General features: G+C 63.8%; 17 protein-coding genes. 7 read left to right on the plus strand and 10 right to left on the minus strand.

The window, feature by feature from the left end:
- Window positions 1–49: 49 nt before the first annotated feature.
- Window positions 50–1,081: a zinc-dependent alcohol dehydrogenase gene (locus ACSVIE_RS15270; protein ID WP_442424399.1), complete on the minus strand. Its 1,032-nt coding sequence runs from the start codon at window positions 1,079–1,081 to the stop codon at window positions 50–52.
- A gap of 168 nt (window positions 1,082–1,249) precedes the next feature.
- On the opposite strand from ACSVIE_RS15270, the gene ACSVIE_RS15275 reads away from it, so the two are divergent.
- Complete coding sequence (locus ACSVIE_RS15275) at window positions 1,250–2,059, plus strand: IclR family transcriptional regulator (RefSeq protein ID WP_426004284.1); 810 nt, start codon at window positions 1,250–1,252, stop codon at window positions 2,057–2,059.
- A complete protein-coding gene (locus ACSVIE_RS15280) occupies window positions 2,059–2,799 on the plus strand; it encodes an IclR family transcriptional regulator (protein WP_442424400.1) in 741 nt (246 codons plus the stop codon). The genes ACSVIE_RS15275 and ACSVIE_RS15280 overlap by 1 nt, the downstream gene beginning before the upstream one ends.
- Here ACSVIE_RS15280 and ACSVIE_RS15285 read toward each other — a convergent pair.
- Entirely contained in the window at window positions 2,796–3,254 is a 459-nt protein-coding gene (locus tag ACSVIE_RS15285; RefSeq protein ID WP_442424401.1) for a hypothetical protein, read from the minus strand. The genes ACSVIE_RS15280 and ACSVIE_RS15285 overlap by 4 nt on opposite strands.
- A 238-nt stretch (window positions 3,255–3,492) precedes the next feature.
- Between ACSVIE_RS15285 and ACSVIE_RS15290 the strand changes: the two genes are divergently transcribed.
- Window positions 3,493–3,822 carry a DUF3040 domain-containing protein gene (locus ACSVIE_RS15290; RefSeq protein WP_426004280.1) on the plus strand — a complete coding sequence of 110 codons (330 nt, stop codon included), beginning with the start codon at window positions 3,493–3,495 and terminating at the stop codon, window positions 3,820–3,822.
- A gap of 6 nt (window positions 3,823–3,828) precedes the next feature.
- Here ACSVIE_RS15290 and ACSVIE_RS15295 read toward each other — a convergent pair whose 3' ends face one another.
- Both ACSVIE_RS15295 and ACSVIE_RS15300 read right to left on the minus strand, forming a co-directional pair.
- Window positions 3,829–4,302 (minus strand): hypothetical protein, encoded by a 474-nt coding sequence (locus ACSVIE_RS15295; protein ID WP_426004279.1) that lies wholly within the window; start codon window positions 4,300–4,302, stop codon window positions 3,829–3,831.
- 75 nt (window positions 4,303–4,377) lie between these two features.
- Window positions 4,378–5,034, minus strand: coding sequence for a CG0192-related protein (locus ACSVIE_RS15300; protein WP_442424402.1), 657 nt, complete (start codon window positions 5,032–5,034; stop codon window positions 4,378–4,380).
- 104 nt (window positions 5,035–5,138) lie between these two features.
- Here ACSVIE_RS15300 and ACSVIE_RS15305 point away from each other — a divergent pair, with 104 nt between their 5' ends.
- The gene (locus tag ACSVIE_RS15305) at window positions 5,139–5,483 is read left to right on the plus strand and encodes a hypothetical protein (protein ID WP_442424403.1); all 345 of its coding nucleotides are present in this window, start codon (window positions 5,139–5,141) and stop codon (window positions 5,481–5,483) included.
- A gap of 103 nt (window positions 5,484–5,586) precedes the next feature.
- On the opposite strand, the gene ACSVIE_RS15310 is transcribed toward ACSVIE_RS15305, so the two are convergent.
- The 6 genes from ACSVIE_RS15310 to ACSVIE_RS15335 form a co-directional block, all read right to left on the minus strand.
- A complete protein-coding gene (locus tag ACSVIE_RS15310; RefSeq protein WP_426004275.1) occupies window positions 5,587–7,320 on the minus strand; it encodes a glycoside hydrolase family 35 protein in 1,734 nt (577 codons plus the stop codon).
- Between the two features lie 16 nt (window positions 7,321–7,336).
- The gene (locus tag ACSVIE_RS15315) at window positions 7,337–8,035 is read right to left on the minus strand and encodes a DUF624 domain-containing protein (protein WP_426004274.1); all 699 of its coding nucleotides are present in this window, start codon (window positions 8,033–8,035) and stop codon (window positions 7,337–7,339) included.
- Entirely contained in the window at window positions 8,032–8,967 is a 936-nt protein-coding gene (locus ACSVIE_RS15320) for a carbohydrate ABC transporter permease (RefSeq protein ID WP_426004273.1), read from the minus strand. Before ACSVIE_RS15320 ends, ACSVIE_RS15315 begins: the two co-directional genes overlap by 4 nt.
- The gene (locus tag ACSVIE_RS15325; protein WP_442424404.1) at window positions 8,967–9,896 is read right to left on the minus strand and encodes a carbohydrate ABC transporter permease; all 930 of its coding nucleotides are present in this window, start codon (window positions 9,894–9,896) and stop codon (window positions 8,967–8,969) included. The genes ACSVIE_RS15320 and ACSVIE_RS15325 overlap by 1 nt, the downstream gene beginning before the upstream one ends.
- Before the next feature lie 8 nt (window positions 9,897–9,904).
- Entirely contained in the window at window positions 9,905–11,188 is a 1,284-nt protein-coding gene (locus ACSVIE_RS15330) for an ABC transporter substrate-binding protein (protein WP_426004271.1), read from the minus strand.
- Window positions 11,189–11,251: 63 nt separating this feature from the next.
- Entirely contained in the window at window positions 11,252–12,265 is a 1,014-nt protein-coding gene (locus tag ACSVIE_RS15335) for a hydroxyacid dehydrogenase (protein WP_442424405.1), read from the minus strand.
- A 163-nt stretch (window positions 12,266–12,428) separates the two neighbouring features.
- On the opposite strand from ACSVIE_RS15335, the gene ACSVIE_RS15340 reads away from it, so the two are divergent.
- The 3 genes from ACSVIE_RS15340 to ACSVIE_RS15350 are packed head-to-tail and all read left to right on the plus strand — an operon-like array spanning window position 12,429 to window position 17,408.
- The gene (locus ACSVIE_RS15340) at window positions 12,429–14,387 is read left to right on the plus strand and encodes a heparinase (RefSeq protein ID WP_442424406.1); all 1,959 of its coding nucleotides are present in this window, start codon (window positions 12,429–12,431) and stop codon (window positions 14,385–14,387) included.
- On the plus strand, window positions 14,377–15,513 hold the full coding sequence (locus tag ACSVIE_RS15345; RefSeq protein WP_442424407.1) for a LacI family DNA-binding transcriptional regulator: 1,137 nt from the start codon (window positions 14,377–14,379) through the stop codon (window positions 15,511–15,513). Before ACSVIE_RS15340 ends, ACSVIE_RS15345 begins: the two co-directional genes overlap by 11 nt.
- Window positions 15,513–17,408 carry a DUF2264 domain-containing protein gene (locus tag ACSVIE_RS15350; protein ID WP_442424408.1) on the plus strand — a complete coding sequence of 632 codons (1,896 nt, stop codon included), beginning with the start codon at window positions 15,513–15,515 and terminating at the stop codon, window positions 17,406–17,408. The genes ACSVIE_RS15345 and ACSVIE_RS15350 overlap by 1 nt, the downstream gene beginning before the upstream one ends.
- Window positions 17,409–17,649 lie beyond the last annotated feature (241 nt).

Raw genomic sequence — 17,649 nt, forward strand, 5'->3', positions numbered from 1 at the left:
ACCCAATTATTATCGTAGAACGGACTTTAAGTCCATCCCACGATAAAAGCTAATTGCTCCTGATGAGGACTTTGACGGCACCAGTGCCGGAACGAGCCTCCGCGAAAGCTTTCGCTACGTCGGCAAGCGCATACTCCGAGACGGGAATGTCGGCCAAGGGCAGGACGCCGCGGCTGATCAGCTGGACGGCTCCGGCGAAATCGTCGGGCTCATAGACGCGCACCCCGATGATTTCGTGCTCGGCGAAAGCCAGTTCCCGGAGGTCCACCCCCGTCGGGCCGTGATGGACGGCCACAATGACTATCCGACCCCGGACGGGTGCCACTTCGGTGAGGCGCGGGGTGACGCTGTGGTGGCCCGCGCAGTCAAAAACGACGTCGGCGCTTCCGTCGTGATGCAGGCGGGCCACGGGCGCTTGGTCGGGGGTGAGGGCGGTGAGCCCGAGAGACTCGACCACCTGCCGGCGTCGTTCGCTCGGTTCGACTATGCCAACCACCACGGCGCCCGCGTGCCGCGCGACCAGCGCGACCAGAATCCCGATCGGTCCCGCGCCGAAGATGAGTACGCGATCCTGGGTGGCAACCCGTGCCCGATGCACGGCGTGCACGGCCACCGCGAGCGGCTCCGCGAGGGCGGCCTCCCCGGCGGGAACCGGGCCCGCAAAGGGGGTAATGTTCGAGATCGGCACTGCCATGAGTTCTGTCATCGATCCCGGAGCGTCAATGCCGAGTAGCCTCAGGTTTCGGCATACGTGGGGAAGTTCCATTGCGCAGGCTCCGCAGTTGCCGCATGGCAGGAGGGGGTTGACTGCCACCATGGTGCCTGTCGGCAGGCCGCTACGGCCCGGCCGCTCGATGATCCCGGTCATCTCGTGTCCCATGACCAAGGGAAGTACAGCGCGGGGGTGCGCGCCATCGACAATGGGAAAGTCCGATCCGCAGATGCCTGTGTAGGTGATGCGGATCAAGGCCTCATCGGGTCCTGGTTCAGGTGGCGATACAGGCTGAATGGCAAACTGACCCGGTCCTGTGAGAACTGCCGCGCGGCTCTTTGTGGCTGCGGGACTGGTGATGGTGGACATTGCGACTCCTTTGCTTCGGGTGTTTAGGGCGGTTGATGACTAAAATTATCAATGAGCAGACATTTGGTCCACAATGCGAGAGGATGAGCAGGTCGCCATGCTTGCGTCTCGGGGCGCGCCTTCCGTATCGTGAGTCATGGTCTTTGTCCGCTACGTGAGAGGTTTCCAATGTCGGAAGCAACAGACCCAACCGGCGGAATGAACCTCGTCACCAAGTCGGCCGCTGTGCTCCAAGCAGTCGCCGACGCCGGTGAACTTACGGTGGGCGAGTTAGCGGAACGCACCGGCGAACCGGCGAGTTCGTTGTACAGGCTGCTATCGACGCTCCAAGGAATCGGTTGGGTGGAGGATGGTTCGCGTCGCGGAAAAACGCGGCTGGGCATCGATTTCATTCGCCTGGGGGCCAAACTCGAAGCCCAACTGGATTTGCGGGAGTTGGCACGTCCCGAGCTGGAAAGGCTGCACACGGCGACGGGCCAGACGGCATTCCTCTGCATACGCCGGGATCTTCGGGCAGTGTGCATCGACAGGATCGACGGCCTTGACGTGCAGATCCACAATCTCAGGTTGGGTGAGTCCATGCCCCTGGGGCAGGGCGCCGCGCCCAGGGCCATCTTGGCGTTTGAATCGGATGAAGTGGTGGAGCGTTACCTGCATGAGCTTCCCGAAGACGAATTCTTCGGACCCGTGGCGAAGAACGCCGATGATCTCCGCCGTCGTCTTAAAGAAACAGCGGCCGACGGCGTCGCCGTTGCCCACAGCGACTGGGGCCAGGGAATCGGCGGCGTTGGAGCTCCGATCTTCAACCACGCCGATGTGGTTGTCGGGGCCTTATCCATCAGCGGCCAGACCCACAGGCTCTTTCACAGCGGATATGACCCGGTGGAAATGGTCATGTCAGCCGCCGCGGCGGTCAGCCGCGCACTGGGAGCTACGAGCACGGCACTCGTCCCCGCCAAAGAAAGCGTGCGCCTCTGATGTCTCCCAAGCCTATTAAAGTCATGGCCAACAGTGCCGATCTGCTGAACGCACTGGCAGATCAAGGACCCCTGGGCGTCGCGGACATTGCCGATGCCATCTCCATGCCGCGGCCCAGCGTCTACCGTCTGCTGGACGCGCTGGCCCACGTAGGCCTGGTCACGGTGCGGGAAGACGGGCGCGCCCAGCTTGGCACCGGGATCCTTCACCTCGCCTCTGCGGCCCTCAACGGAATTCCGGAGGTCGGGGCGGCGCGCACCGTGATGCAACGGCTCAACGACCTGACCGGCCAAACCGTTTACCTCTGTGCCCTCCGGGACAGGCGAATAGTCTGCCTGGACTGGGTCGAGGGCACCAAGGTCACGCTGATGTTGCTCAAACCCGGAGGAAGCCTCCCGCCCCACGCCGGCGCGACTTCCAGGGTGATTTTGGCTTACGACGATTCCTTGAGGAGCCAGGTCCTGGACACGGTGCCCCTTCAGGAGTTCACGCCCCTAACGCTCACCAGCGCCGAACAGTTGGAGGCCGATGCTGCCCTGATCCGCGAACGTGGCTACAGTCTGTCTGACGAAGACGTAACCATTGGTGTTGCGGCGCTTGGGGTTCCGTTGTTCGACTCCAAAGGCCTCCTGCGGGGAGCCCTTTCCGTCGCTGGGCTGCGGGACGACGTCCTGCCGCACCAGGCGGAGTACGCGGACGTGCTGCGCAAAGCTGCCGACGAAGTCGCGCCAAAGCTCTAGGAGCCTGTGTTTCTGGCCCAGCTGACCGCGACCTTGGCCGCCCCTTCTTCCGTCCGTTCAACGTCTACCACGATCTCGGACTCGGCAGCCCCCATATCCCGGATCTGCTGCTTGTAGTCCTCGATATGGGCTTGCAGCGACTCTTCGGTCCATTCACCCGGACGCATCCTCGTGGAGATTTCCACTGGCTCGGCCTGGGGCACAAGAAGCTCTTCGGGCTGTTCGGCTGTGGTTCCTGTACTCTCCGGTTGGTGTGCCGTTGATCCGTGGGGTGCACGGCGTTTTAGAGGCTCAGGGTCTCCGCCGGGGGCCATCATGCGCCATGCGAAAAAACCGCCGGCAACCCCGGCGAGCAACCCGGTGGTGATCAACCACAGGGCGCGGCTGGTGCGTCGGCGGGGTCCAGAAACAAAAGTGCCGGGTTGGTTGGAATCGGTACTGAAGCGTCGTGTCACGGTACCCAGCTTTCGGTTGGCGAGGTCACTGTCCTTTCGCTAAGCATACTTAGGGTGAGCTGTCGCCCAAACCCCCCCGCCGCCTTCGCACCGCGACCACAAGTTCCTTCAGGACCTGTGGATAGTGTCCGGAATTCGACCGATAATGAAGTCAAGGCACGGCAAGCAGCCGCACGTGCCGCTGGCTGGAGCGTTGGCGCCGCAGGCGTGGAGTGCTCGTGTAGTGAGGATGATTCCGATGTCGTTATCGGATGAGGAGCGCAGGAGGCTGGAAGCGCTTGAGCGGGATCTCGCTGCAACGGATCCCGATCTGGACCTCCAACTGAAATCCGGTCGTCTCCGGGGGACAGCCGTCCGCAACGCCCTGGGCGCGGGGTCGATGCTGGCCGGCTTTGCCTTGGTCATCACCGGAATCATTACCCAACTGGTCATTGTGGGAGTGGTCGGTTTCCTGCTGGCCGGCACCGGCGCCTATGTGATTCTCAGCCGCCTCGTGTTCCGGCGGAGAGTCCGCATGAGCGATGAGGGCCAAAGCGAGCAAGGCCTCAATGGCAGGTCCGGCCAGTAAAGTCCTTCAGTACGTCTCGGGTGGGACCTCGCCACCCGACGCCTGCTCGGTGGGCTTCACCGGGGCAGGTTCCCCCGGCGGCATCAACATCCGCCAGAAAACCACCGCAGCCGCACCGATACCTGCGGCTGAAAGGAAGATCAGCCAGCGCGCAGGCCGCGACGGGCGGGCCGGTGCAGCGCCAAACCGGGCTGCGCTTCTGCTCAATGCCTGTGTCCTCCCGGCCTGCGAGCGCAGCGCCCGGCTTGCCTTGACCACGGCCTTCGCAGCAGTTCGTCGGGCTTTCCTGGCGGATTTGCGGTTACCGGTGAGCGTAAGCACCACACCATGGACCACGCCGGGAACGTCGGCATGGTTGATGCGGCCCAAGGCCCACCTCACCACGGCATCTGTTTGTGATGACGTTCCCTCCGCCGCGTGCCTTACCCACTCGCCTGCAACGTCCTGGACTGCGGGAATGATGTCTTGCGCTTTATACACGTGAACCCCTCACGTCGGTTGATGGCCCCGTTGCCAGCCTACGCTGCCCTTTCGGCGGCGAACAGGCGGCGTTCCTCAGTTGCGGACTACGGCGGCCAGTTCGACTGGTCCTTCCAGGCCTTCCCACGTGCCCTGCAGCGTGAGCTCGTGGTGGAGTTCAGGTGCTGCCGCGGAGGCGGAAGACAGCTCAGCGGGGACGTCCACTACCCGGGCGATCTTCAGTCGGAGTCCTCCTGCATCGATGACGGTCACTCCGCTGCCTGAAACCGGCGCCGAGGCGCTGACGGTGGGGACACCGCCGTCGAGCGTGCCGCTGCCTTTCACCGAAACCGTGCTGGGCCGCGGTTCCAAGGTGCCGTTGTTGTCCACGAATTGCTCCGCCTGTTCCTGGCCGGTGAGGATGGCTGTTGCCAGGGCTTTGACATAAACGGGATCTGCACAGGCGTCGTACACCCAGCGTTTGCCCAGCACGGAGTGCTCCATGGTGCCGACGAGCCATTCCTCGGCGCCGGCCAGTTCGTAGCCCCGGTAACTGAGCGGAACCTGGTAGATGCGGTCGCCTGCGGCAACCACATGCGTCTCAAGTCCTACCTCCCCGGCGGGATCGTCAAAGCGGTACGCACCCACGAGTTCCGGGGTGCCGTCCTGGATGAACCACGGCTGCTTGGGCAGGTAGCCTGCGATGAGTTCGAGCTTGGTGGGGGACAGGGTTGCTTTGTGAAGGATCGCCATGGCACCCAGCCTAGGGCAGCCCGGCGGGGCATCCGAAGTCAAAGCGGCACACGCGGCTCAACACTCTGACTACAATCAAAGGGACGTCGACCACTGAGGGAAACATGAAGAAACTCACCACTGTCCTGATCGCTGCCGGGCTGCTTGCCACGGCCTCCGCCTGCTCTTCGCCGCAGCTGACCACCGCTGAAACCTGTGACCGGGTGGGTGTCGCCGTCGCCAGCCTCCCGAGCAACGCCAGCAAGACCGCAACCATCCGTGTTGCCAATGCAATCCGTCCCATCGAGCCCGTAGCCTCCGAGGACATGAAGCCCGTGGTCAAGGCAATCCTTGAATACTCGGACGAGTTGGTGAAGGACGAGGACCACCGCGACGAAGCGAAGATGGGCGAACTGTCCGCTGCCTACCAGGAAGCCGGCACCAAGTACGGCGAACTCTGCCGCGGCTAGCACCACCCCCAACGCTCTCTCACATCACCACCCTTAAACCCGAACGCTCTCTCATCCGGTGAGAGAGCGATCGTCAACAGGGGACGTTATGTGAGAGAGCGTTTTACTTTTCGTCGGGGCCCAGGTCAGGCGCGACGGCGAAACGCACCTCGCGCGTCGCGCTTCCGTGCAGTTCCAGGACAGCGAGCTCGTTGGTGCCTTTGCGGATCAGCGGCCCGGGTACGTAGAGGGTGCGTTGTGGTCCGCGGCTCCAGTAGCGGCCCAGATTGAAACCGTTGATGAACGCGTTGCCCTTGGTCCAGCCGTCGAGCCGGAGGAAGCGGTCACCCGGTCCGTCCGCCTCAAAGGTGCCGAAGGCCATGGACGGGCCCGCAACCGCCGGCCCGTCCAAGGGTTCAGCGGCAGTACGGAACCCATCCAAGTTCGCCAGGTCAACAGCGCCGAGCTCCCAATCCAGCACCTCGGAACCGTCCAGCAACGCCGGCCCGATCAGGCCCTTCGCCTCGCCGATTCGCTGACCATAATTGACGCGTCCCTGGTCCTCCAACAGGACACGAAGCCGGCCGCCGCCGGGAATCACCAGGGAGCGCTCGCCCAGTTCGCGGCTCAATACACCAATGGGGACGTTATTGAGGAAGAACTGCGCACGGTCACGCACTTCGGTGAATGACAAAACTCCGCCGCGGTTCAGGGATGTCTCGTAGAGATGGAATCCGCGGTACTGGCCGGTGACTTCGACCGGCGGAACGGGGCCTGCCACAGGAGCCAAAGGGACAAAGGACAACGGTGCCGCACGGTCCACCGTCACCACGCCTGCAGCGGCCGGGGTACGCCCGGCAGGTACTTCCGCCGGCACCGGGAAATGCTTCGCAATGACATCCCGGAACGCAAAATACTTCTCCGTCGTATGACCGTCTTCGGACAGCGGAGCATCGTAATCGTACGACGTGATGGTCGGCTCGTAGATGCCCTTGTCATTGGCTCCGTTGGTGAAACCGAAGTTGGTGCCACCGTGGAACATGTAGATATTCACCGAAGCTCCCGCAGACAGCAGCGCGTCCAGTTCGGCGGCGGCAGCACCGGCGTCGGTGGTGTGGTGGTGCGTTCCCCAGTTGTCGAACCAGCCGTTCCAGAACTCGGCACACATCAGGGGCCCAGTGGGTTGGCGTTCCCGCAGGATGGCGAGCCGCTCCTCTGCACGCGAACCGAACGTTCCTGTCTTGTGCAGCTCCGGCAGTGATCCGTCCTCGATCATGGTCCCAACCGGCTGATCACAGGTGAACAGCGGAACGTCCACGCCCGAACGCTCCGCCACATCAACCAAGTGCTGGAGGTAGGCCTTGTCCGTCCCGTAGGCTCCGTACTCGTTCTCGATCTGGAGGAGGATCACTGGTCCGCCGTGGGAGATCTGCCGAGGCACCACCAGTTCCAGCACGGACTCCATGTACGCAGTGACCGCGGCGAGGTAGGCCGGCTCGCTGCTCCGGACGCCCACGGAAGGATCGGTAAAGAGCCACGCAGGCAAGCCTCCGTTGTCCCACTCGGCGCAGATGTACGGACCCGGACGCACGATCGCCCGCATCCCCTCAGCCGCCACCAGGTCGAGGAACCGGCCCAGGTCCAGCCCGCCGTGGGTGCGGAAAGAACCAGGAGCCGGAGAGTGCTCGTTCCAGGGCACGTACGTCTCAATGGTGTTGAGCCCCATGAGCCGTGCTTTGTGGATGCGGTCAGCCCAAAGGTCCGGGTGGACGCGGAAGTAGTGGATGGCACCGGACAGGATGCGGAAGGGCTGATGGTTCAGGAGGAAATCCTGATCGCCGATTGCGAAGGTGTCCAAAAGAGTCCTCGGGAAGCTAGGGAGTGCGGAGCACGGCGTGGAAAGCGAACGAGGCGTTGCTCCAGATCACGAACAGCAGCGGGGCCGGTGCCAGCGCAATGCCCAGCACGGGCTGCAGTACGGCTGCGGAGATGATGATGCCCAGGAGCACCAGCATGGCCAGGCTCAGGTACCAGCGCTGCACCACCAGGTAGAGGGAGGCCTTCAGGATGCTTTTCAACCTCGCCTCGGGCAGGAGTACGACGCCGGCGATCGCCGTCACTGCCAGGCTCACCGTCATGGCGGCTGCTACGACAATGAGCGGCAGCAACAGCGAGGCACCCGGAACCGTTTGCACGGCTATCAGGTCCATGCCGAGGAACAACAACAGGGCAACCGCGCCGAGTCCCACCGGTGCGACCTTCGTGAAACTGCGCTTGTATCCGGAAAGGAACGCCGCTACCGGCTTGACCGCGCCGCCGTCGTCGTTCAGCGAGCGGAAGGCCGCGAAGAGACCGGCGAGGGAAGGGGCGATGGTGATCGAGAGGGCCAGGAAGAACGGCCACGCGGCCGCCGGGTCTGCCACCAGGGAGAGGCAGAGCACCAGCGGCGCGTTGGCGACGGCCAGCAGTACGTTGCCGGCCAGGAACGTGTAGACGAAACCGAAGATGCTGCCGAAGGCTTCGAATCCCGGCCCTGACCAGCGGCGCTTGCGGGAAGCACGCAAGGTGCTCATCCCTTCATGCCGCTCGTGGCGATGCCTTGGATGAAGTAGCGCTGGCCGATCAGGAAGATGATGAGGATCGGGATCACGGAGATCACCGAGCCGGTCATGATCATGGCGTACTCGGCGTCGAACTGGCCCACGAATGAGCGCAGGCCGAGCTGGACGGTCCAGAGGCGGTTGGATGTGAGGTAGATGAACGGGCCCATGTAGTCGTTCCAGGTGTTCACGAAGGTCAGCAGCGCCAGGCTGGCCAGGGCAGGCTTGGACAGGGGCAGGATCACGCGGGCCCAGATGCCGTACTCACTGAGTCCATCGATCCGGGCGGCTTCGCAGAGTTCGTCCGGGATGGTCATGTAGTACTGGCGCATCAGGAACACCCCGAACGCGCCGAAGGCCTGGAGCAGGATCAGGGCGTTGAAGCTGTTCGTCAAACCGAGCTGCTGCATCATGATGTACTGCGGAACCATGTAGGCCTGCCATGGAACGGCGATGGTGCCGATGTAGGCCAGGAACAGCACGTCCCTGCCGGGGAAGCGGACCTTGGAGAAACCGTAGGCGGCCAGCGAGCCCGTCAGCACCTGCAGGCAGGTGATGATCACCGACAGGTAGAGGGAGTTCTGCAGGTAGCCCATCATGGGGATGCGGGTCCAGATGTCCGTGTAGTTGCTCCACACGAATTCGGTGGGGATCCACTGGATGGGGACGGTGAGGACCTGGTTGTTCTCCTTCAGCGAGGAGGAGACCATCCAGATGAACGGCACCATGAGCGCCACCACCAGGACCACCAGCACGCCGTAGATGATGATGTTGGCGGTCCGTTTCTTCTGCTCGCGCGGGGAGCGCTTGCGGACCGTACGACGGCGGTCTTCCGCGGCGGCAGGTGGCAGGCCCGACCCGGCGAAGCGGGCCTCGGCCTTGAGGTCTTCGGCCATGTTGGTCATCAGCGTTCCCTCCGCTGTTGGATCTTGAATTGCAGGACGGTGACCGTCAGGACGATGAGGAACAGGACCAGCGAGATTGCCGAGGAGTAGCCGAACTTACCCTCGCCGATGCCCTCCTGGTAGATGAGCTGTGAAAGGACCGTGGTGGACCGGCCGGGGCCACCGTTGGTCATGACCACGATCAGGTCGAAGACCTTGAAGCTGGAGACCGTCAGCATGACCACCACGAAGAACGTGGTGGGCCGCAGGGACGGGATGGTGACGTTCCAGAAGCGCTGCCAGGCGCTGGCGCCGTCCACTTCGGCCGCCTCGTAGAGTTCCGTTGGGATGGCCTGGAGTCCGGCCAGGTACAGGACCATGTAGTAGCCCATGTCCCGCCACACGCTGGTGATGATGACTGCCGGCAGTGCCCAGTCCGAGCTGGAAGTCCAGCCCGGTGCGTTGGCTATGCCGACTGCGTGGAGGAACTGGTTGATGGGTCCGTTGTCCGGGCTGAACAGCATGTTCCACACAACAGCTACCGCAACCAGTGAGGTGATGTAAGGGAAGAAGATCGCGACACGGAAAAAGCCGATGCCCTTGAGCTTGCGGTTCAGCAGCATTGCCAGGATCAGGGCCAGGGCCATGGTCAGCGGAACGTGGCCGATAGCGTAAACCACCGTGTTGCGCAGCGCGATCCAGAAGGAGTCGGAGGCGAACATGCGTTGGAAGTTCGCCAGGCCCACCCACTTGGGGGCGCTGAAGGACGTCCACTCCATGAAGGAAAGAGCGAACGCCGCGAGGACCGGAACCAGGGTGAAAGCCAGGAAGCCAACGAAGTTCGGGAGGATGAACGTCCAGCCGATCAGGGTGTTGCGCCTGGCCTGCTTCCTGTTGCCCCGGCCGGCAACAGCCGGGGCAACGGGCTTGGAGATTGTTTCTGTACTCATAACGGGCCTTACTGGCCGAGGACTTCGCTCTTGACGCGCTTGCCCATCTCAGCGATGCCGTCGGTGACGGAGCGCTCACCCACCATGATCAGATCGTGCTCCTGGTTGAGGATCTTGTCCGTTGCTGCGGACTTGTCACTGACCGGCATTTCGAGGGCGGTGGTGTCAGGGGTGAACGCCTTCTTGGAGAGCTCATCCGTGGGCATACCGTCCAGCGCGAAGTAGGCGTCCTTCACGGCATCGTTCTGCAGGGCCGGGACAACACCGATCTTGGAGATCGCCTTGGCGCCCTCTTCACCGGCAGCCCATTCGATGAACTTCTTCGCTTCCTCGGTGTGGACCGCGTTCTTGTTCACGGCGAAGGCCGTGGGCGAACCGAACGTGGTGACCTTGCCGTCGTCGTTCTTCTGCGGCATGGGGGCCAAGCCCCAGTTGACGTTCGACTTGCCGTCCTTCTTGGCCTGCAGGATACCGGCGATGTACCAGGTGCCCATGGGCATCATGGCTGCCTGGCCGGTTTCAAACATGGTGCGGTAGCTGGTCTTCTGGCTCTTGGCAGTGCCGTAGTCCAGGGTGGCGCCGGACTTCTGCAGGTCCAGGGCAGTGTTGTACTGGTCCTCGAAGTAGCCGTAATCGCCGCTGTTCTGGTCCTGGCCGTTCTGGGCAGCGGAAATTGCTTCAACCACCGAGCGCCAGATGTGGTGGTACGTTCCGTAGACCTTCTTGCCGTCCGCGCCGGTAGTGGTGAGTTTCTTGGCCAGGGCGGTGTACTCGTCCCAGGTCAGGTCCTGGGGATCCTCCACGCCGGCGGCCTTGAGCAGGTCCTTGTTGTAGTACAGGAGCCAGAAGTCCTGGCGGTAGGGGGCTGCGTAGTATTTGCCGTTCATGTCGAAGGCATCCAGGCCAGCGAGGTTGTCCTTGCCCACCTTGTCCACCACGCTGTTGATCTCCTGCAGCTGGCCGTTGTTGGCATAGCGGGAGTAGTCGATGACGTTCTTCATGGTGAGGACGTCCGTGGTGTCCCCGCCGGCCAGCATGGTGGTGACCTTCTGCGGGTAGTCGTCAGCCAGGATGTCCACCGGTTCGATGTCGACGTTCGGGTTGGCAGCCTCATAACTGTCGAACAGCGCCTTGAACTCCGGGGTTCCTTCGTAGTTCCAGACGGACACGGTCAGCTTGGTTTTGCCGTTGGCGGCCGGCTGGTCTGCGGGGCCGGCGGCGCCTGCACAGCCGGTGAGTCCAAGTCCGGCAGTCACCGCAAGGGCGATTGCGGCGAGGGTGGTGCGCTTCATTGCGTTCTCCTTTGGTACTGGTTTTAAGTCTGCCGCACCTGCGGCGGTCTGGTTCTTGCGGACCTAGGCGCTGAGGCCCAGGTCCGCGTGTACTACTTGGGCCAGGAGGTCCTTTCCGGCGAGGTACCGTTCAAGGTCATCCAGGGCGGCGTCGGACATCCGCCGGGTTTCCGTGCCGAGCGAGCCGGCGATGTGTGGCGTGATGACCACGTTGGGCAGGTCATACAGGACCGAGCCCGCCGGGAGTGGTTCCGGTTCGGTGACGTCCAGCAGGGCGGTGATGCGGCCCTTTTGGCATTCGACCTCCAGCGCTGCCGTGTCCACCAAGGAGCCGCGGGCGGTGTTGATCAGTGTTGCGTGATCCTTCATGGCCTGCAGTTCCGCGGTGCTGATCATGTTCCGGGTTTCCGGCAAGGCAGGCGCGTGGATACTGACGACGTCGGACTTCCGGAGCAGTTCCTCCAGCGTCACCAACCTGCCACCAGCGGCAGCGACCTCAACCGGGTTGGCATGTGGATCGCTGACCAGGCATGTGGCGTCCTGCAGTTGTTGGACGAGGTTCACTACGCGGCGGCCAATGCGGGAGAATCCTACGATGCCCACCACGCGACCGATGTTGCCCAGTTCGCCCCGGGCCGACACATAGTCCCAGTCATCGCGGAACGTGCGGGCGTCATTGGCCAGGACGTGTGCCTTTTTCCCGGCGAGCACGATCGAGGCGAACGTGAACTCCGCAACCGGGATGGCATTGGCGTCCGCGCCGTTGGTCACGGTGATGCCGCGGTCCCACAATTCCTCGCTGACAAAGCTGCGGACCGTTCCTGCACAGTGGAACACTGCCCTGAGCTTGGGCATGCGTTCCAGGCGTTCGGCTGTCAGCCGGGGAACTCCCCAGCTGGTGAGGAGGATTTCCACCTCTTCAAGCCGGCCCGCGAGTTCGGCTGCGTCGAGGGTATCCGTCCACGCCTGATCGCCAAGTTCCACCATTCCTGCCAGCCGCTCCAGTCGTGTGGAATCGAACTGGTCAGCAAAGGTTCCGCTATTCATGACCAGCAGTGCCTGGGGCTTGAGCGACATTCAGGGACCCTCCCTTCGGATTCTCGTCCGGTCTGTTCGACCGGTTATTTATGTGTTGCATCACATCTAATAATCAGTACATACTCATGAACAAGACAGTTCATTCAACTCAATCGAGCTTGATCTAATACGTTCAGATTCGAACACATGAGAGAAGAAAGCCATGGCAAAACCTCCCGGCGCCGTCACCGTCGACCCGCCGCCGCTGCGTACCGCATGGGGCCCCGAGGCGTCCGTTCCGGCTCTGGTCTCCTCGCTTCGCGGCACCCGCTCACGGCTCACCGTGCGTCCAGCGCGCGACGGCGGGTGGCGCCTCATCGCTCCGGATCGCATTTCGGCGCTGGCTGGGCAGGCGAAGGCCGAGAAGGGCACCCCTTGGCCACAACCGCTGGTTTCGCACTACGCGCGCTACTTCCGCGACGGAAACCGCACGGCGTATGAAGGACTCGTGGCGGCCCGGCAGCAGCGGCTGACGCGCGCCGTCGTGATGGCGGCCATCCAAGGGGCCGATTCAGGTGAGGGCTGGCTGGACGAGGTGATCGATGGCGCCTACCTCCTGTGCGAGCAGAGCTCCTGGAGTTGGGCGGCGCACGACGACGTGTACACCCATACCGGCGAGGTTGTCCCGGACCGTTCCCGCCCGTACCTTGATCTGGGCGCCGGAGAAGTGGTGGCGCAGCTTGCCTGGCTGGACCACATCCTGGGCGATGATCTGGATCATCGGGCACCTGGCCTGCGGAAACGACTCCGGCTGGAAGCACACGAGCGAGTAATCCGGCCCTTCCTGGATCGCCTCGACTGGCACTGGCTTGGCCTCAACGGGGACGTCCACAACTGGAACCCCTGGATCCATTCGAACATCATCACGGCCGCGTTGCTTTTGGTTGATGACGCCGGGCTGCAGGCCACGGTCATTGCCCGCTGCATCGAGGGCCTGGACCGGTTCCTCGCTTCCATCCCGGCTGACGGGGCCATTGATGAGGGCTTCGCCTACTGGTGGAACGGGGCCGGTCGCGCCTTGGAGGGTCTTGCCCTGCTTGACGAGGCCGCCGGGCTCGATCCTGATCTCCCGGTGGTTCGTGCGCTCGTTGCATTCCCCGGCAGCATGCACTTGGGTGATTCGTGGTTCCTTAATGTTGCCGATGGTCCTGCCCGCGCGGCCGGCTCGCTCCCGTGGGACATGCTTCAGACCTGGGCCGGGCGCTTTGGGGATCCGGAAACCGCTACCCTCGCTGCCGCCTTGACCCGGGCTGAGCCGGACCCCGCTTCAGGACTGGGCCGCGTCCTCACCTCCCTCACCCAACTGGGTCGCACTTGTGCGCGTTTTGAGGGCTCAGAACGCGCACAAATGCGACCCAGTTGGGTGACGTGGCTGCCGTCCGTGCAGATCATGTTGGCCCGGCAAACTCCCGGCTCCACGAAGGGGTTCACCCTCGCGGCCAAGGGTGGGCACAACGGCGAACACCACAACCACCGCGACGTCGGTTCTGTGGTGGTTGCCATGGACGGAATTCCCTTGCTGGTCGACGCCGGCCAGCCCACCTACACTGCGCAAACGTTCGGGCCGGACCGCTACAGGATCAGGGCCATGCAGAGCGGTTGGCACAACGTCCCGGCGCCTTTCGGGCTCGAGCAGGGAACAGGCAGGGAGTTCGCCGCTTCCGTCCTCCAGGAGCCAACTCCGGGAGAACCCACGCTGGCCCTCGGGCTCGGCCTTGCCTACGGACTGGGTCACGCCGAGCAATGGATCCGCACGTCCTTGCTGAACCGCGAGGCCGGGACAGTCGTCATCGATGACCGCTGGAACCTGCCGTCGCCCCCACCTGATGGAACGCACGACGTCGACATCACCTACCTCGTAGCCGGCACCGCCCGCTTGGGCCAGGACGCGACGGCGACCATCACCCCTGAAGGCATCCCCACTGTGGCGGGTGGCCGCGGAGTCCAGCTGCGCTGGAAGCCCGCAACCGCCGTCGTACTTGTGGACGAATGGCATCTGGACGATCCGCTGCTGGGCGAGATCTGGGGAGAAAAACTGACCCGGCTGCGGTTCCGCATGCCCTCCGACAACCGCGCATCGGGCGCATTCACCCTCACTTTGGAGGCAACACATGAGCACTGAATCGAGTCCGGAATCCGGCGGGAAGTCGCTGTTTTCGCTGCAGCGTCGCGAACGGCTGATGGAGGAACTGCGCGCGCACGGGGCCATCACAGTCCGCGACATCGCCGCCAAACTGGGCGTGAGCGAGTTGACCATCCGGCGCGACGTGAACATCCTGGCTGACGAAGGGCTCGTGTCCCGCGTGCACGGCGGCGCGACGTTGCCCAGCCCGCTGGACCGATCCACTGCGGGGCGGACCACATCCCACAGCTACTCCATCGGCATGGTGGTTCCATCGTTGGACTACTACTGGCCACAGGTCATCAGCGGTGCCCGCGGCGAGGCCGAAGTTCAGAACCTCAGGATCGTGGTCCGCGGCTCGGCCTACGACGCCGCCGACAACCGTCGGCAAGTGCAGGCGTTGCTCGATACCCAGAACATCGACGGGCTGATCGTGGCTCCGGACATGGGCGGGGAACACGGCAAGGAACTGCTCCGCTGGCTCAACGCCCTGCCCATTCCGGTGATCCTTGCCGAGCGTCGGGCGCCGTTGGAGATCCCTGCGCATAAGCTCGAATGGGTGGCCACAGACCACGCGTTCGGTGCGGGCATGGCCGTGCGGCATCTGTGGCAGGAAGGGCACCGAATGATCGGATGCCTCACCGATTCCACCAGCCCCACCAGCCCGCACGTGGTCCGCGGCTGGACGCAGGCCATGAACGCTTTGAAGATTCCGTTGGAGAAGTCCATTCATGAGGACTCGGCCAAGCTTGATAATGGCGACCGCGCCAAGCACTTCGACCGCGTGCTGGAACTGTGCCGTGCATCGGGGACCACGGCCATGCTGGTGCATTCTGACACCCAGGCCGTCGCGTTTGTCCAGCACTGCGTGGACCGCGGCGTGGACGTGCCGGGTTCAATGGCAATCGTTGGTTATGACGACGAGGTCGCCTACCTCGCCGAGCCCGCTATCTCGGCAGTGCGGCCTCCCAAGAGCTACGTGGGAAAGGTCGCGGTACAGCTCATGGCAGCGCGGTTGGCTGAAGGAAGGATGCGGCCGGTGCACCGGGTCGACCTGAACCCTGAGCTGATTGTCCGGGAGTCGTCCGTCGGGGCTCCGCGCGTTGTCATGGAGGAAGCACTGTAATGGCCCTTGAACTGCCTCCTTTGGACCACCGGCTTTCCCCGTACACGGGCTTGACCCGTGCGCACTGGAATGCCTCCGCGGACTACCTTTTGCGCTCCGCCCACCGCTTCGGTTCCGACGATCACGCCAATATCTACCTGCCCGGACCGAACAGCCGGTATGGACGGGGAAGTGACTCGCTCGAAGCCTTCGCCCGGACGTTCCTCCTGGCCTCGTTCCGGATCGCCGGAGACCCCGGGAACACCGGCTGGATCGCCGAGTGGTACGCGGCCGGGCTCGATGCCGGGACTAACCCCGCAAATCCCGACCGGTGGCCTACGCCAGGCGAGTTGGGGCAGGCGAAGGTGGAGGCGGCGTCGTTGGCCGTTGGTTTGGCGCTGACCCGCGACGTGCTGTGGGACAAGCTGTCGCAGCGCGTACAGGAGCAACTCATCGCCTGGTTCGAAACCGTGATCGGCGAGGAGTATCCGCCCATCAACTGGGTGTGGTTCCAGATTGTGGTGGAGACATTCCTGGCTTCCGTGGGCGGCCGGTACTCCGAGGAGGATATCGACGCCGGGCTCGCCATCCACGACTCCCTCTATCGCGGCGGCGGCTGGTTCGCCGACGGTCCCGAGCGCGCCTACGACCATTACGTGGGCTGGGCCTTCCAGGTGTACCCGCAGCTCTGGGCGTTGATGGCGCCTGACGATCCGCGCGTCACCGCCCGCAAGAAGCTCGACGGCGACCGGCTGGCTGATTTCCTGGACGACTTCTCCTACCTTGTGGGTTCCAACGGTGCTCCGTTGATCCAGGGCCGCAGCCTGATCTACCGGTTCGCAGCGGCGGCGTCGTTCTGGGTGGGGGAGTTGTCCGGGCACACGCGACTGGCTCCCGGCTTGGCACGGCGGGCGTCCTCGGGGATGCTCGACTACTTCGTCCGGCACGGCTCCATCACCTCCGACGGGCTGCTGTCCATCGGCTTCCACGGGGAGTTCCCGGGCATGAAGCAGGCGTACTCCGGGTTCGGATCGCCATACTGGGCAGCCAAGGGGATGCTCGGCTTGGCACTGCCCGCCGACCACCCGGCCTGGACGTCGGTGGAAGCCCCATTGCCCGTTGAAACCGGGGACACCCAGCGGATCATTGCCGCTCCCGCTTGGCAGGTGGACGGGACTGTTGCCGACGGCGTGGTGCGGATCCGGAACCATGGAACGGACCATGCCATACCCGGGGCTGCTCTGGCGGATTCTCCCCTGTATGCCCGGATTGGCTACTCGACGCACACATTTCCGGATCTCACGCCCGAGTCCGTGGACAATGCAGTGGTGTTTGTTGGGCCGGATGGCGCACTGACCCATCGGACCGGATTTGAGCACCTCGGAACTTTCTCCGCAGATGGCCTCTCCGTGGGGGCATCCCGGTTCACAGCCCACTGGATCACTCCCGATCCCGACGCCGGTCCGGATCACGGCAGCGGCGTCTCCGGCACGGCAACTGCCGGGCCTTCCGTGAGGCTGGTGTCGGTGACCCGCGGTGCCGTTGAGTTGAGGCTGGTGCGGGTTTCCGGGGCTTCCGGCTCTGAGTCGCGCGCCCGGCTGCAGATCGGTGGATGGCCCGTGGATGCGGCATCGTCGGTGGTGAGCTCGGTCCAGGCTGTGTCCGGTTTCGGCAATGTCCTGGATGACTCCGGGACATTCGTCCGCTCCGGCGCGCACCCGATGGGTTCGGAACTCACCATCCCCTGGGTGGGAACCGCCGGGCCCGCGTACGACGGCGACTACGCCGCCGTCGTACTTCTCGCCGGTGCGGGAGGTACTTCGGTGGACGCGGGCGTTCGGTACGAGGACGGTGATTTCGTGTTCCCCGACGGGACGCGAATCGGGCTGGAAACGCTTCGCCGATTCGATGCCTAGCTGCGTGTTGGACGTTGCCCGCCATCGAGTGTGCAGCTAGCCATCGAACCGGGCGCGGCCCTCGCTTCAGATGTCGCGACCTGCCAGCCGGCGGTTGAGGCGATCCACTTCATCCAAGACTTCCGTGGCTGCCCAAGCGCGGTTCCGTTGTGACTGGGTGATCTGGGTGAGGACCCCGGCATCTGTCCATAAGCAGGCCATGAGCCCAAGATGCACCTCAAACTTGATAACTACGGGGCCC

This window comes from Paenarthrobacter sp. NCHU4564 (genome assembly GCF_052156435.1).
Classification (GTDB): domain Bacteria; phylum Actinomycetota; class Actinomycetes; order Actinomycetales; family Micrococcaceae; genus Arthrobacter.